Origin of the sequence: Sphingobium sp. RAC03 (assembly GCF_001713415.1) — a bacterium.
Classification (GTDB): Bacteria; Pseudomonadota; Alphaproteobacteria; order Sphingomonadales; family Sphingomonadaceae; genus Sphingobium.
In genome coordinates, this window is the sequence record NZ_CP016456.1 from 943,335 (window position 1) to 957,911 (window position 14,577).

Here is a 14,577-nt window from a genome sequence, read left to right on the forward strand (position 1 = left end):
AGATAAGGACAATTATCCGGTTCGAACACCTTAATTCCAGGCTCATACCAGATGCGATGCCAAGGTGAGATTCAGCACTGTTCTCTTCTCTGCCAAACATCTACTTTTCAAATATTTCAAGGGTTTGCGATAAAATCAAACGCGGTTCGAAAAGTTGCTTCGGAGCTGCCAAGAGCAGTGCCGCAACGCGCAGTCTTTTCGATCAGAACCAGCTTCTCCCGCTCTAGATCTTCGACCTTGCGCTGGTAGGCGCTGATCACTGACTCGTTGCTGGTCTCGACAATCCGCTCCAGCAGATGTCCGATCTTCTTCTCGGTCGCAGCGATTTGTACCTTGAGAGACGGGCGTTCTTACTTGGTGCGGGATTCGCTCTCGCTCCAGCGTTTCTTGAACAGCAACATGAGGGCGTTGAACATTTCCTCGGTCGGAATGATGGCACGAAGCAGCGCCTCATAAGCTTCTTCGATTTTCGTCCGGGCAACGGACTTGCCCCACATCTCGCAGCTGCGATGACGACAGAGGTAGTAAGGGTATTTACCGTTGCGTCCCTTGGTCCAGTTGGCCGTCAAGGAACGGCAGCAACCCCCGCACACCACATACCCACGAAGTGGGAAATCCTCACCGACATCGGCCCGCGCTGGCGCATAAGCGCAAAGTCGAGCGGAATGTCGGGCCACACCAAACTTACTCAGAAGCTTAAGCCTCCGGCAAATCCGGGTCGGCTCACTACGCAACTTCCTGTTTACCTGCTTGAACCGACCTAGCGAACGCCTGACGGGACGTTGCGCCCGATCATCAGCTGCATCGATTCAAGCCGGAGATTTTCCCGCTAGCGCTGGTTTATAGAGCCGTCGGCGTACCATCGAGCAAGATCGTCTTGCTCTCCAGATAGGCTGCAAGCCCCTCGACGCCACCCTCTCGGCCAATGCCGGATTGCTTGAACCCGCCAAAAGGCAGGCCGAATTCCAGCTTCATGCCATTCTGGCCAAAGCCGCCTGCGCGAACACGCCGGGCAATGCGATAGGCCGCATCAACATCATTGGTCAGGACCGATCCATTGAGGCCATAATTGCTTTCATTGGCGATGCGGATCGCATCTTCTTCATCCTCCGCCGGGATCAGGCACAGCACCGGCCCGAAAATCTCTTCTTGCGCAATGCGGCTCTGATTATCGACATTGGCGAACAAGGTCGGCTCCATGAAATAGCCCTTGTCCATATGCGCAGGCCGGGCGCCTCCCGTAACAAGATCAGCGCTACCCTTGCCGATCGCGACATAGTCTTCGACGCGCTCCAACTGTCGCTTCATGGCCAGCGGCCCAAGCTGCGTTGCCATATCCTCGCTATGGCCGATGCGGATGCCCTGCATCACGGCCTTGATTGCGTCGGCCAGTTCGTCATGGCGCTTCCTGGGGACGATTGCGCGGCTCAGCATCGCACAGACCTGGCCGCTCATGATCGATATGGTATTGCCCAAAATGGCGGCCGCGACGTCGATCGGGAAATCGTCGCGCACGATCGCGGCGGATTTGCCCCCCAGTTCCAGCGTGCAGCGCGCAATACGGCTCGCACAAACCTCGCCGATGCGCTTTCCCGCCCCGGTGGAGCCTGTGAAGGTCACCTTGTCGATGCCGGGATTATTGACCAGATGATCAGACGCATCGCGCCCGCCACAAACCAGATTCACCACGCCGGCCGGGATGCCAGCAGCCTGCGCCGCCTCGGCCATGATATAGGCTTCCAGCGGCGTCTCCGGCGACGGCTTCATGATCACCGTACAGCCCGCCACCAGCGCATAAGCGACTTTGCTTGCCATGATGCCATAGGGCGCATTCCACGGTGCGATCGCCGCCACGACGCCTGTGGGCTCATAGGCGACGATCGCGGTGTCCACCTGAAAGGACGGGCGCCGCTCGACGAACGTGAAGCTGTCGGCATAGCCCGCAATCTGCATGAAGCTGGCGGTCGCGCCGCCAGTCATGATCGGCGCGAAGCTTGCCAGGCCGCCCACCTGCAGCGTCCAGGCGCGCGCCAGCTCCGGCTCCCGCTTTTGCAATTCCTCACCCATTCGGCGCACCAGCGCACCGCGCTCGGCAGGGCTGAGCGTTGGCCATGGCCCCTCATCGAACGCCTTGCGCGCCGCAGCAACCGCACGATCCATATCCGCCTCGACCGCATCGGCCACGCGGGCGATCACATCCTCACTATTGGGGGAGACGATCTCGATCGACTTTCCGCCTGCGGACTCCACCCATTGCCCGCCAATATAGAGCTTGTCGGGGTGCGCGATGCGGATGTCGTGGGGTATCATCTTGCTGTCCTCTCCTCGATTCTGCGCATAACAATAACGAACGTTATTATTATTTCAACCGCATTGACGTGCCATTCGGTGCTTGACAGTGGAGATATGGCATGGCGTAATCATATCATTCGTTATCATTAACCGCCCGAAGAGCGGCATCGGCACATCCCATCGGGAGAGGATAATGCGAAACGCCCTGATCGCGGCCTGGACGCGCGAGCGCCTCTACGCGGTACTGGATCACTATCTCGCCGCGCTTGTGGCCCGCGATCCCACCAAGGTCGATTGGGCGCCAATGGTGCGGGCCACCGAGAATAACGTCGAACTGGCGATCAGCGACGGCCTGTGGGGCACGATCACCGGGCGCGGTGATTATGATCTGCGCTTTGCCGACTGCACGACCGGCCAGGTCGGCCTGTTCACCACGGTTCACGAGACGCAGCATGATTCAGCGATGGCGTTGCGCATCGGTGTGAACGGGCAAGACGCGATTACGGAAGTGGAAATGCTGATCGTCCGCCAGGTCGATGAAGCGCTGGTTTTCCCCAACCCGCGCTTCGAACCCAAGCCCGCCTTCGACGGCGCAATCCCGATCGACAAGCGTATGACGCGCGAGCGGCTGAGGGCGATCGCCGACGGCTATTTTTCGACGCTGGAACAAAATGACGGGCAGCTTTTCACCCGCTTCCATCCCGATTGCGAGCGTGTCGAAAATGGCGTGCAGACCACGAACAACCCCGATTTCCCGCTCGTAAATGCCCATCTCGGCTGCGAAGAGCAGTTCCGCATGGGCTATTATCGCTATGATGATCGCCTGCGTGGCCGCCGCTTCCCGCTGATCGACGAGGAGCGCGGCCTCGTCTTCGCCCACGGCTTCATCGATCATTGCGGCCGCCTCGCCCATTACAAGCTGACAGACGGCACCGAGATCGAATCCCACATCCGCCGTCCGCACAGTTTTTACATGTCCGAATTGTTCCGCATTGAGGAAGACGCCATCCGCCAGATCGAGGCCAATTTCATCACCGTCCCCTATCATATGCCCTCCCCGTGGGACGGCATCACAGGCCATCGGCCATGACGGCCCCAAGGTTGCAGGGTGAAGTCGCCTTCATCACCGGCGGAGGGCGGGGCCTCGGACAAGCCATTGCCGAGGCGCTGGCTGGTGCTGGCGCGGCCGTGGCGGTCGCCGCACGGTCGGAACGGGAGATCGCCAAGGTGGCGGCCGATCTGAACGCGCGCGGCGGCCGCGCCATCGCAGTCGCCTGCGACGTGACCAATAGCGCCAGCGTGGATGCAGCCTTCGCGTGCGCAGAACAGCAACTTGGCCCCATCAGCATCCTTGTAAACAATGCCGGCGTGCAGGGTCCAATCGGTCCGATCGGTCATATCGATGTTGCCGACTGGTGGAGCGCGCAGAGCGTCCATCTTCTTGGCGCGCTGCTCTGCACGACGCGCGCCTTGCCGGGCATGGAGGCGGCAAATCATGGCCGCATCATCAATATTGCCTCTCAAGCCGGAACCTTCGTTGCGCCCAACGCCTCAGCCTATGCCGTCGCCAAGGCCAGCCTCATCCGCCTGACCGAGCATCTGGATGCCGAGCAGGCAGGCCGGGCCATCCGCGCCTTTGCCATTCAGCCCGGCACGATCCTAACCGAGATGTCGAGCCAAACACTCGCCTCGCCCAATGCCCGCGCGCACGCCGCGCCGCTTGTCGCCCTGCTGGAGAGCATTACGCCGCAAGACAGCGCCGCCGCTCGCAAGAAGCTGCAATCGCTGGCTGTCGATCTCGCGTCAGGGCGTTTCGATGCGCTTTCGGGCCGCTATCTCGATATCGACTGGGATCTGCCCGCCATGCTCGCTGAACAGGTGCAATGCGCATGACCGCAAAAAGCACCGCTGCCTTGCCCATGGTCGAGCCAGCCCGTGTCTTTGGCGCAAGGCTGCTGCTCGGCCTCATCCTGAGCGCGATGATCCTGTTCGTCGATGGCTATGATCTGGCCGCTCTCCCTCTCGCGCTGCCACACATCGTACGGGAACTGGGTATTCCGGCGGCCAGCTTCGGCTTCGCGCTCTCCGCCGTCCTCGTCGGGCTGGGTACTGGCGCGGTTCTGCTCGCGCCCATTGGCGATCGCTATGGTCGTCGCCCGACGATCATCGTCACCGTCGCGCTGATCGGGTTGGCAACCATGGGCACGGCCACCGCGACCAGCGTGACCGGCTTCTCGGTCTGGCGGCTGCTGACCGGGCTGATGCTCGGCGCCTGCCTCCCAAACGTCACCGCACAGGTCGCGCTTTGGGCACCGGAAGGCAAGCGAGCGAGCACGATCACGATCGTATCGCTGGGCATCGCCATTGGCGGCATTACATCCGGCCTTGTCGTGCCGCTGCTGGTGTCGTTCGGCGGCTGGCGCGCCATCTTTTTGCTGCCCGGCATCGCCACGGTCCTGCTTGCGGTAACGCTGTTCTTCCTGTTCCCGCGCAAGGGCATGGTACCCGAACGGCAGGACGAACCGGCAACCGCCATGCCCGCGCGCAAGGGTGGCCAGTTGCTGGACATATTGCGCCCACCGCTACTCGTCGCGACCGCCATCTTCGTGCTGATCTACGGCCTCAACGCCTTCGCCATCTACCTGACCAGCAGTTGGATACCAACACTGCTGCCCCAGGCCGGCTTCTCGGTCGATCTCTCCGCCCGCTTCATGTCGATCGTCAATCTCGGTGGCCTTGTCGCTGGCCTGCTGATCGCCAAATTGGTGGATAAGAGCCGGGTGACCTTCGTCCTGAGCGCGGCCTATACGACCATCGTTCTGGCATTTCTTGGCCTCTCCTTTGTAAAGCCGGACCCTTGGATCTGGGGCATATTGCTGTTCCTGTCCGCAGGGGCCATCGCGGGCGTTCACCTCGCCCTCATCGCGATCGCGACCGATTTCTTCCCCGCCCGCTATATGGCGACAGCCATCGGCTTTGGCGTCGCGGTAGCGCGCATTGGCGCGATCGGCGGGCCGATGGTCGGCGGATGGCTAATCGCGTCGGGCATCAGCGTCGGCGGCTTCTTCCTCTTCGCGGCCCTAGCACCCGCCGCGTGCCTCGCCGCAACCTGGCTAGTGCCAGCCGCGCAGCGCGCACGGCACAAGATCCTGTCATGACGGAGCAGATCATGTCCCTCTTCGATCAGATCGAGACCGTCCCCGACATGCCGGGCATGGAATTTGCGCTGGAAGTGCGCCTGCGCTTTCATCCGCTGCCCCGCCTGAAAGACCTGCCCACCGGCCCCGACAAAGGGATGGTCACCGTCTCGGCGGGCGAATTTCGCGGGCCGACCCTCAATGGCACGGTGCTGCCTGCAAGTGGCGGGGACTATGCCACCTTCCGCAGCGACGGCGTCGTGCAGCTCGACGCGCGCTATCTGCTGCAAGAGGCCGATGGCACGCCGATCATGCTCCACAACCGAGGCTTCATCTGGGGTCGCACGCCCGATGTGATGCCGCGCTTCAGCCGCATCGCCAATGGCGCCAGCGATGAGCGTGTCGATCCATCCGAATATTATTTCCGCACTTTGACGAGCTTCGACGTGCCCAAGGGCAAGCATGATTGGCTCGCCCGCCACGCCTTCATCGGCGCAGGAGCGCGGCTGACGGATGGCAATGTCGTGCGCTATTACAAGATCCTTTGAATGACGCCGTTCGATGGCAAAGTCGCGGTCGTCACCGGCGGGGCAAGCGGCATCGGCCTTGGTATCACGAGGGCACTGCTCGGCGCGGGCGCGCAAGTCGCCATGCTTGATCTTCGCGCCGATTATATTGCGCAGGCGCGAGCCGGGCTTTGCGACCATGAAAGCCGCCTCGCTTTTATCCAGACCGACGTCAGCGACCGGGCGGCCATGGCACAGGCAGCGCAGGGGGTGGTCGATCAGTTCGGGCGGGTCGATATTCTGGTCAATAACGCCGGCGTCGGCATCCAGCGTAGTTGGGATCAGGTGACTTATGCCGACTGGGATTTCGGGCTGCAGGTCAATCTGGGCGGCGTCATCAACGGCATCATGACGTTCGAACCGCTGCTGCGCGCCAATCCATCGGGCGGTCACATCGTCAACACTGCCTCCCTCGCCGGGCTTGCAACCGTGCCCGCGGCAATGGCGATTTATGGCACCACCAAAACCGCGATCGTCGCGCTGAGTGAGGCGCTCGCGCCGGAATTTGCTGCGGCTGGCATCGGTGTGAGCGTGCTGTGCCCAGGCCTTGTGCGCAGCAATATCTTGGATATCGACGGCAACAGACCGGCGCGCTTCAAGGGCAGTGTGGCAGATCGCGCAGTGACGCCGGAAGATCGCGAACGCAGCACATCCGACGGCTGGATGGACCCGGATGAGGTCGGCCAGATGGTGCTGGAGGGCATCGTCGCAAAAAGGCTCTACATCATCACCCATCCCACCCATCGCGACAAGTTCGAGGCGCGGGTTGCAGCGGTGCGCGAAGCCTGGCCTTCAGCCTAGCGTGGTTGGTGGCAAGGGCTGTTCGACCAGCCCGTCCGCCGTCATCATCCAGCACATGTCCTGCTGCGGCAGTGATCCAAGCGCCTGCTCCAGCGCACTGATCGTCCACGGTGCGCCCCCATTGTCGATGCGATAATCCGCTGACCAAGGCCGGTAGAGGTACACCGCATCACCCCGGCATCCCAGCAACCGCCCCGTGAATCGCGCATCAGGCAGGCACAGGTATAAGAGCAGCCGCGCGGCATGGTCGGGCGCGAACGGATCATAGCCCTCGCGCGCCGCCATCATCTCCTGAACGGCCTGCGGTGCCTTCTCGATCAGCCTTGTTCTTGCGATGGGCGACAAGGCATTCACCCGCACGCCAAGCGGCGCCATCTCCTGCGCCGCACTCATCGTCAGCGCCGCCATCGCCGCTTTGGTCGCGCTATAAAGGCCGATGGGCGGGATCGGATGCGGTCCGGCGGGCGAGGAAATATTGACGATCGCGCGCGGCGTGGGCGTTTGCGTGCGCCACTGGCGCGCAACGGCGTCGATCAGCGCCGTCGCCCCTTTCACATTGACGCCGAACTGCCTGTCCCAATCCGCTTCGCCCAAATCCCCCAGCAGCCCCGAACGGCTAATCCCGGCATTGTTCACAAGGATATCAAGCCTGCCATGCTGGACGCAGATGCCGCTCACCAGCGCCTGCGCTGCCGACCAGTCGGATATGTCGCTCATGTCAGCGGACGCCACGCCCCCCGCCGCCATGATCTCCGCGACGACGGCCTGCGCAGGCCCATCATCGCCGCCCTCGCCAAGGCTGTTGCCGCCCAGATCATTGACGATGACCTGTGCGCCTTCGGCCGCCAGCGCGCGCGCATAGGCCCGACCTAAACCGCGCCCCGCGCCCGTAACCAGCGCGACCTTGCCCGCCAGCCGCATGGTTCAGGCCACACGCTCGGCCTGTTGCACCCGCGCGCCATCAATCTGCGCGCGGGATACCCAACTGCCATGCACCTGCGCCCGCATCGGCAATGGCATCGGTACGCGCGCAATCGGCCCCTTGGCGATATCCCCGGCCTCGACGATCCACAGTTCGGACTGGAACATATCCTCCCCGCTCTGGCGATCGACCACCGCGAGCAGCCAGCCATCATGATCGGGCGTGGCCGAGGGGACGTGGACCGGCTCGCTGATCGCCATGCCGAAATCCAGCGGCATCATGTCGATCCGGCCATTGCCCGGCTCGATGCGCAACATCGCGTTGAAGGCCGCGCCCACAGGACCACCCGGCAGCGGTGGTCCGCCTTGGGGGTTCATGCTCATATACCAGGCCGCGCGATAAGGCCGGCCCTGATCGACATCGCGCAGGCGCGGCATGTCGCCGGGCGGCCCCATCACCCGCTCCGCATAGCTTTCGCCATCCTTGCTCATGTCAAAGGTCCAGCGCGTAAGCCCGCCGCCAATCTCCCGCTGATCGCGCTGGATGCCCCCGGCCTCGCGCATGAAGCCGAACGCATTGGTGTCCGAAAGGCACAGGTCGAGATGGACCAGATCGCCATCGTCAAAGGCGTTAACCAGATGAAAAGCGGAAATGCCAGGGCGTCCGCGGAACCAGCGCATCTCCTCCACCTTGCCATAGCGCGGCATGATGCCGACCCAGCTCTCCAACTCCTGCTGATGTGCCCAATGCGCGCCGCCAGCCTTGAGCCTCTCAAGATCGGCGGTTGTCGGGAAGATCGGGAAGATCGCGTATTTTTCACTAATCGCGAAGTCGTGAATGGTTGAGCAATAGGGCTGCTCGAACCATTGCTCGCTAGTCAGATTGCCGTCCTTGTCCGCGATGCAATAGGCCACATCCTTGGTACATAGGCCGCCCGCCTCATAGCCGAAGAAGAACATCTCGCCGGTCTGCGGATCGATGCGCGGATGCGCCGTGAAGGTTTGCGAGCGCAGCGCGCCGTAATAATTCCAGCGCCCGATCGTCTCCAGCGTATGCGGATTGATCTCATAGCCAAGCCCATCTTCCTTGGTCATGAACAGCCGCCCCGCGTGCCAGACCGGCGTGGTATTGGCGACGGTGCGGTCCTTGTCCTCGACGGCGGGATCATCCGTGAACGGATTGCGATATTGGCCAAACAGCGCCCGCCGCGCATCACGCTCCAGCCGATAGCGCTCGGTCTCGACATAGCGGATCGCATAATCGACCTTGCCGCCGCTTATGGCGAAGCGGGCAACCATGCCATCGCCCGACAGCACGATATCATCCGCATACATGGGCGGCACGGCAGGATCGGGCACCGCGCGGAAAAACGCGCCATCCACCTCGGCGGGAATGTCCCCGATCACATCGAGATTGCGCGCCGACCATTCGATGCCGACCGGTGTATTCAGTCCCGTGAAGTGGATGGTTTTCGGGAAGTTCGCCACTATCATCCTCCTATATGTTCGTTCTTGCGCAGCGTGCGGATCACATGATCCGAGCCCTTGTCGCCAATCATGATCGCGGTCGCATTGGTGTTGCCCTGCGGTAGCGTCGGCATGATCGACGCGTCGGCAACCCACAGCCCCTCCACGCCGATCAGCTTGAGGTCGCTATCGACCACCGCCATCGGATCGTCGCGGCGCCCCATCTTTGCCGTGCCGACGGGATGGTAGAGCGGGATCGACGCCATGCGCACATAATCGCGCAACTGCGCCGGGTCCGTCATCGCCGCGCCGGGCCGCAACTCGCCCTTGATGAAGGGCGCCATAGCGGCCTGCCGCAAAATATCCCGCGCAATGCCAATGCCCTCGACGATCTGGTCGATATCATCCGTGCTGCTCAACTGCTGATGCGCAATGACCGGTGGTGCCAGCGGGTCGGCAGAGCGCAGCGTGATCCGCCCACGGTTCCGGGGCCGCATCAGGCCGACCAGCGTCGAGATTGACGGGTTCGGGCGCAGCATGAGCCGACCCTGTTCGTCAAAATCAAAGGCAAAGGCCGCAAAGGAAATCTGGAGATTGGGCGCGGGCAAATCCGCCCGGCTCTTCACGAAAGCCTGCGCATGGCCGATCGCCGTGGTTAGCGCCCCCTTGCGAGCCAGCGCGAACTTCATCACCTGCCACGCCCCGCGCAGCCCCTTCGCATCACGGTTCAGCGTGACCGCATCGACATCATTCACGATATGCGTGCCGACATGATCCTGCAGATTGGCGCCTACCCCTGCCCGGTCGCAAACCACATCGATGCCCATCGCGCGCAGATGATCGGCGGGGCCGATGCCGGACAGCATCAGCAGGCGCGGCGTGTTCATCGCGCCCGCGCTCAGCACCACGCCATGCCGCGCCGCCAACCGCTTCTCCTGCCCATCCTGCAGATAGACGATGCCAGTCGCCCGCTTATCCTCCACGATGATGCGCAGCACTTGCGCCTCAAGCAGGATGTGCGGCGCATTGCCGCCCTTGCGCTCATGCAGATAGCCGCGCGCAGCCGAGCAGCGCGTGCCACTGCGCTGCGACACCTGCACATAATCGACGCCCTCGGCCTGCTGGCCATTCAGATCGGTTGAGCGCGCAATGCCTGCCTGCTGCGCCGCCGTGATCCACGCATCGGTAATGGGATAGCGCGCCCGCCCTTCCGACACAGCAATCGGCCCGCCAGTGCCGCGCCAAGCATCCGCGCCACGCTCATTATCTTCCAACCGGCGGAAATAGGGGAGGACGGAGGCATAATCCCAGCCCAGCGCCCCTTCCCGCGCCCATTCGTCATAATCCCAGCGATGCCCACGAATGAACATCATGCCATTGAGCGCACTGCCGCCGCCCAGCAGCTTGCCCGCAGGCCAGATATCGGCGCGCCCGCCCAAGGTCGGATCAGGCTCCACCTGATAGCACCAGTCGAACTCCGGGTTCTGCACCACCGCGCTGGTGAGCGCAGGAATGCGCGAGCGATAATGTCGATCCGTGCGCCCGGCCTCGACCAGCGTCACCGTCAGGCCGCCATCGGCAAGCCGCCCGGCCATTGCAGCACCGCCCGATCCGCCGCCCACGACGATGATGTCCGGTTCTTGCATCATACGGCCTTCATTCCCTTAAAAGCTGGACATGATCGCCGCACTGGGCGCGTCGAGCGGTTTGCCTGCCGCCTTGAGTTTCAACTCGGCCGCGCGCGTCTTGCCCTGCTCGGCGATCAGCCAGGCATGGATGGCCGCTGTGTCCTGAGCGGTGAGAATATCGTCCCACCGTGGCATGCCATTGGGCAGCAGCAGCCCTTCCCGCACGATCTGCTGGAAGGCATCATGCACGCCGGGCTGCATCCGGCGCAGGTCCGGCACATTGGCGCGCAGCTGGTTGGAATGGCAGATCGCGCAATTCTCGAAGAACAGCCCCTGCCCTCGTGCCAACACCGCAGGCGTGACGCCCGCCGACTGCGCAGGCGGCTGCGACGCAACCTCCGTGGGTGGCAGCGGCTCAGGTTGCGGCACCGGGCCGCCATCGATGCGGAAGACCAGAATGCGATTGGCATTGCCATTGCGATAAGCGGCTGAATAATTCGGCACATAGGACCAGCCACCGCCGCCAAAGCCGGTCGCGACGGCGACATATTGCACGCCTTTCACCCGATAGGTCATCGGCGCAGCCATGATCGAGCTGCCGGTCTGGATTTCCTTCAACAGCTTGCCGCTGTCGGCATCGCGCACCATCAACTTGCCACCGATCGTGCCGTGAAAGATCAGGCCGGAGGCTGTCGACAACACGCCGGAGCGATCCTGCCATCCCTCCATCTGCACCGTCCAGCGGGACTTGCCCGTCAGCGGATCGATCGCCCGCAGCTCGGACGAAAAGGGCTTTTCCTTCACCCATTTCCAGGCAGGCAGCGCCTCGACCTGCGCGCGCAGCGGCGGCGGCAGCGTTGGCAACACATCTTGCAATTGCGGCGTGAAGATCAGGCTGGTGCCGACGTTCAACGCTCGCGGCCGCCGGGGATCATTCGCTTTGTCCGGCGGAACCGTGAACATCAGATTGCCCATATCCAGCACGGCTGCGAAATAGAGCTTTCGCGCCGGATCATAAGCAGGCGGATACCAGTTCCGCGCGCCTGCCGAGGCCGGAAAGATGATCTTCGGCCCCTTCCAATATTCGGACTCGTCCGGGGTCAGGTTGGGCTTGCCGGTCTTGAGGTCAAAGCCCTTCGCCCAATTGGTGCGCACCAGCGCGTTGATCCGCAGCGGCTTGCCAGTCTCCCGGTCCAGCACGAACAGATAGCCATTTTTGGGCGCGTGCAGGATGACCGGGCGGACCTTGCCGTCAATCTCCATATCCGTCAGCACCATCGGCTGGGTCGCGGTATAGTCCCAGCTATCGCCCGGCGTTTCCTGATAATGCCATTTCACCCGGCCCGTCTTGCGGTCCAGCGCGACGATGGAGGAGAGGTAAAGATTGGTGCCGCCTGCGGGCGAGCGACGGCTGATCGCATAAGGACCGCCATTGCCCACGCCGATATAGACGGTGTCGAATTGGGGATCATAATTGATCGCATCCCAAACCGTGCCGCCGCCGCCAATGTCCCAGCGGCTCTTCGGATCCCAAGTCTTGAGCGCGTCTTCCAGTTCAGGATTTTCCTGCGGCCCGCTTTCGGGGTCGCGCGGCACGGTGAAGAAGCGCCAGGCCTGCGTCCCATCGCTCACGCGATAGGCCGTAACATAGCCGCGCGTATCATATTCTGCGCCAGCATTGCCGATGACAACCAGATCGCCCGCCACATCGGGCGCGCCGGTAATGGTGTAGCCACGGTCATGATCGACAATGGTATCAACCGACCAAAGCGTCTTGCCGGTCTTGGCCTCCAGCGCATACAGCTTGCCATCAAGCGACCCGACGAAAACCCTGCCACCCGCCACAGCGACGCCGCGATTGGCCTGATCGCAGCAAGCGGCACGATTGACCTGCATGTCCACGACTGGCTCGAAGGTCCAGAGCGGCTTTCCGGTGGCAGCATCCAGTGCATAGACGCGGCCCAGATTGCCGCTGGTGTACATCACCCCATCGATCACGACGGGGGTCGCCTCCTGCACGCGATTGGTGCCAAGGTCATAGCTCCAGGCCAGGCCAAGCTTGGCGACATTGCCAGGCTCGATGTCGGTCAGGCGCGAAAAATGGCTGTCATGCACATCGCCGCCGGGGAAAGCCCAATCATCGCCCGCGCCATATTCCGACGAGGCACCGCCCGCACAGGCCGACACCAGCGCAACCCCCACCAGCGCGGACAAGCCACGCAGCGACTTGACGATCGCAAGCATCAGACGGGCCACGCTGCCTGATGCGCGATCATCACCTCGCGCAGGGATTTGGGCTTGCGACCCGTGATGCGCTCGACCGTGTCGCTCAGTCGGCCGAAATAGCCCTCGCGGATCGACTGGCCGAATGTCACCATATCATCGCTCGACCAGGGGATCGGCCCCTCCGGCATGATGTCGGAGGCATGGCGCGGCACGCCGAGCGAATCGAAATAGGCAAACATCGCTTCGTCATCGACTTGCTCGACGGTGATGGGCTTGCCGGAGAGTTCGGTCACCATCGCCATCGCTTCGGGGATCGAGATCAGGTCCGGCCCGGTGATGTCATAGGCGCAATTGCCATGCCCATCCTGCGTCAGCACGCCCGCAGCCGTTGCCACGCAATCATCCCGGCTGACGAAGCCCACCTTGCCGTCGCCGCAATTGTCCGGCTTGTGCCCGGCCAGCAACGCGGGGATGGCCATCGCCGTCGCCACCGCCTCGGCATATTGGCTATCGCGCAGATGCGTCCATTGCGCGCCCGATGCCTCGATAATCTCTTCCGTCGCGCGATGATCATTCTTCACGATCGCCGGATTGTCCGGCTGGTCCGCCGAGATGAGCGATGTGTAGACGATATGCCGTACGCCCTGCGCGACGGCTGCCTCTACCGCATTGCGATGTTGGCCGACGCGCGATCCCACGCGCGCCGTGCTGATGAGCAGCATCCGCTCGCCACCCCGCATCGCGACAGCGAGCGTCGCAGGATCATCGAAATCCGCATGACGCACATCTGCACCACGCTGCGCAAAATGCGCGAGCTTGGCCGGTGTGCGGGAAAGCAATATGAGGTCTTCCGGCGCACAGGTCGCCAGTAATAGCTCTGCCGCAGCGCCGCCAAAGGAGCCGGACGCTCCGGTTACGATGATCTTGCCCATGGCCATCCCCTCACTGACTTTTGCAATGTCGTTGCATTTGATAGTAACGATTGTTAGTATCGCGTCAACATGTGCTGAAGTGGAGAGGAAAGAAAATTGCCATCGCTAGCAATCGAAGACCGTATCGCCCTGCAGGATCTGATCGCCGCCTATAGCTGGGCGCTCGATACGGGCGATGTGGAGGGGCTGGTCGCCTGCTTCACGCCGGACGCGCGCATGAGCGAGGAAGTGTTCGACGAACCCGATGTGTGGGAAGGCCATGATGGCATTCGCGGCATCGCCGAACATTATCGCAACGCCGCTGGCTTTCCCGGTCGCCAGCATCATGTGACGCAGGTGCAATATATGCCGCAGGAGGACGGCAGTTGCAAAATGCGCAGCTTCGCCTTCGTGACAGAGTGCAACGGCGAGCCGCCTTATCTGCTGCGCTTTGCAGGCTGGTATGATGATCTGGCTGTGCAGGACACCGACGGCCAGTGGCGCTTCCAGCAGCGCACCGTGCGCCTGTGGGATGGCGAAGTACTCAAGAATTTCCCCGGTCGTGGGCAATGGGTGCCGCGCAAGCGCCCCGACTCGCTCATCATCAAGCGCTGAGCGAGCGACGACA

13 protein-coding genes are annotated in these 14,577 nt (G+C 62.6%); 6 read left to right on the forward strand and 7 right to left on the reverse strand.

The genetic code is table 11. The features are described 5' to 3' along the window. Nucleotides 1–350: 350 nt before the first annotated feature. On the reverse strand, nt 351–569 hold the full coding sequence (locus BSY17_RS21265; RefSeq protein ID WP_237236470.1) for a hypothetical protein: 219 nt from the start codon (nt 567–569) through the stop codon (nt 351–353). Between the two features lie 271 nt (nt 570–840). Then, the gene (locus BSY17_RS09170) at nt 841–2,310 is read right to left on the reverse strand and encodes an aldehyde dehydrogenase (RefSeq protein WP_069065284.1); all 1,470 of its coding nucleotides are present in this window, start codon (nt 2,308–2,310) and stop codon (nt 841–843) included. Nucleotides 2,311–2,485: 175 nt separating this feature from the next. On the opposite strand from BSY17_RS09170, the gene BSY17_RS09175 reads away from it, so the two are divergent. From BSY17_RS09175 to BSY17_RS09195, 5 genes are read left to right on the forward strand one after another with little or no spacing between them, the layout of a single operon-like run. Continuing rightward, on the forward strand, nt 2,486–3,382 hold the full coding sequence (locus tag BSY17_RS09175; protein WP_069065285.1) for a hypothetical protein: 897 nt from the start codon (nt 2,486–2,488) through the stop codon (nt 3,380–3,382). Continuing rightward, complete coding sequence (locus BSY17_RS09180; protein ID WP_069065286.1) at nt 3,379–4,185, forward strand: SDR family NAD(P)-dependent oxidoreductase; 807 nt, start codon at nt 3,379–3,381, stop codon at nt 4,183–4,185. The genes BSY17_RS09175 and BSY17_RS09180 overlap by 4 nt, the downstream gene beginning before the upstream one ends. Next, nucleotides 4,182–5,450 carry an MFS transporter gene (locus tag BSY17_RS09185; RefSeq protein ID WP_237236472.1) on the forward strand — a complete coding sequence of 423 codons (1,269 nt, stop codon included), beginning with the start codon at nt 4,182–4,184 and terminating at the stop codon, nt 5,448–5,450. The genes BSY17_RS09180 and BSY17_RS09185 overlap by 4 nt, the downstream gene beginning before the upstream one ends. Next, nucleotides 5,447–5,977 (forward strand): DUF3237 domain-containing protein, encoded by a 531-nt coding sequence (locus tag BSY17_RS09190; protein ID WP_237236474.1) that lies wholly within the window; start codon nt 5,447–5,449, stop codon nt 5,975–5,977. The genes BSY17_RS09185 and BSY17_RS09190 overlap by 4 nt, the downstream gene beginning before the upstream one ends. Then, entirely contained in the window at nt 5,978–6,796 is an 819-nt protein-coding gene (locus BSY17_RS09195) for an SDR family NAD(P)-dependent oxidoreductase (RefSeq protein WP_069065287.1), read from the forward strand. On the opposite strand, the gene BSY17_RS09200 is transcribed toward BSY17_RS09195, so the two are convergent. The 5 genes from BSY17_RS09200 to BSY17_RS09220 are packed head-to-tail and all read right to left on the reverse strand — an operon-like array spanning nt 6,788 to nt 13,970. Further along, nucleotides 6,788–7,717: an SDR family NAD(P)-dependent oxidoreductase gene (locus tag BSY17_RS09200; protein WP_069065288.1), complete on the reverse strand. Its 930-nt coding sequence runs from the start codon at nt 7,715–7,717 to the stop codon at nt 6,788–6,790. The two genes, BSY17_RS09195 and BSY17_RS09200, sit on opposite strands and share 9 nt — an antisense overlap. A gap of 3 nt (nt 7,718–7,720) precedes the next feature. Beyond that, nucleotides 7,721–9,205 (reverse strand): carotenoid oxygenase family protein, encoded by a 1,485-nt coding sequence (locus tag BSY17_RS09205; RefSeq protein WP_069066876.1) that lies wholly within the window; start codon nt 9,203–9,205, stop codon nt 7,721–7,723. Nucleotides 9,206–9,207: 2 nt separating this feature from the next. After that, on the reverse strand, nt 9,208–10,830 hold the full coding sequence (locus BSY17_RS09210; RefSeq protein ID WP_069066877.1) for a GMC family oxidoreductase: 1,623 nt from the start codon (nt 10,828–10,830) through the stop codon (nt 9,208–9,210). Nucleotides 10,831–10,848: 18 nt separating this feature from the next. Beyond that, nucleotides 10,849–13,068 (reverse strand): PQQ-dependent dehydrogenase, methanol/ethanol family, encoded by a 2,220-nt coding sequence (locus BSY17_RS09215; RefSeq protein WP_237236478.1) that lies wholly within the window; start codon nt 13,066–13,068, stop codon nt 10,849–10,851. Further along, nucleotides 13,056–13,970: an SDR family oxidoreductase gene (locus BSY17_RS09220; protein ID WP_069066879.1), complete on the reverse strand. Its 915-nt coding sequence runs from the start codon at nt 13,968–13,970 to the stop codon at nt 13,056–13,058. The genes BSY17_RS09215 and BSY17_RS09220 overlap by 13 nt, the downstream gene beginning before the upstream one ends. Before the next feature lie 96 nt (nt 13,971–14,066). On the opposite strand from BSY17_RS09220, the gene BSY17_RS09225 reads away from it, so the two are divergent. Further along, nucleotides 14,067–14,564 (forward strand): nuclear transport factor 2 family protein, encoded by a 498-nt coding sequence (locus tag BSY17_RS09225; protein ID WP_069065289.1) that lies wholly within the window; start codon nt 14,067–14,069, stop codon nt 14,562–14,564. Nucleotides 14,565–14,577 lie beyond the last annotated feature (13 nt).

What these genes read in the sequence shown, in the direction of transcription:
- BSY17_RS09170 (WP_069065284.1), bottom strand. Translation starts at nt 2,310, where the DNA reads ATGATACCCCACGACATCCGCATCGCGCACCCCGACAAGCTCTATATT.
- BSY17_RS09175 (WP_069065285.1), top strand. Translation starts at nt 2,486, where the DNA reads ATGCGAAACGCCCTGATCGCGGCCTGGACGCGCGAGCGCCTCTACGCG.
- BSY17_RS09180 (WP_069065286.1), top strand. Translation starts at nt 3,379, where the DNA reads ATGACGGCCCCAAGGTTGCAGGGTGAAGTCGCCTTCATCACCGGCGGA.
- BSY17_RS09185 (WP_237236472.1), top strand. Translation starts at nt 4,182, where the DNA reads ATGACCGCAAAAAGCACCGCTGCCTTGCCCATGGTCGAGCCAGCCCGT.
- BSY17_RS09190 (WP_237236474.1), top strand. Translation starts at nt 5,447, where the DNA reads ATGACGGAGCAGATCATGTCCCTCTTCGATCAGATCGAGACCGTCCCC.
- BSY17_RS09195 (WP_069065287.1), top strand. Translation starts at nt 5,978, where the DNA reads ATGACGCCGTTCGATGGCAAAGTCGCGGTCGTCACCGGCGGGGCAAGC.
- BSY17_RS09200 (WP_069065288.1), bottom strand. Translation starts at nt 7,717, where the DNA reads ATGCGGCTGGCGGGCAAGGTCGCGCTGGTTACGGGCGCGGGGCGCGGT.
- BSY17_RS09210 (WP_069066877.1), bottom strand. Translation starts at nt 10,830, where the DNA reads ATGCAAGAACCGGACATCATCGTCGTGGGCGGCGGATCGGGCGGTGCT.
- BSY17_RS09220 (WP_069066879.1), bottom strand. Translation starts at nt 13,970, where the DNA reads ATGGGCAAGATCATCGTAACCGGAGCGTCCGGCTCCTTTGGCGGCGCT.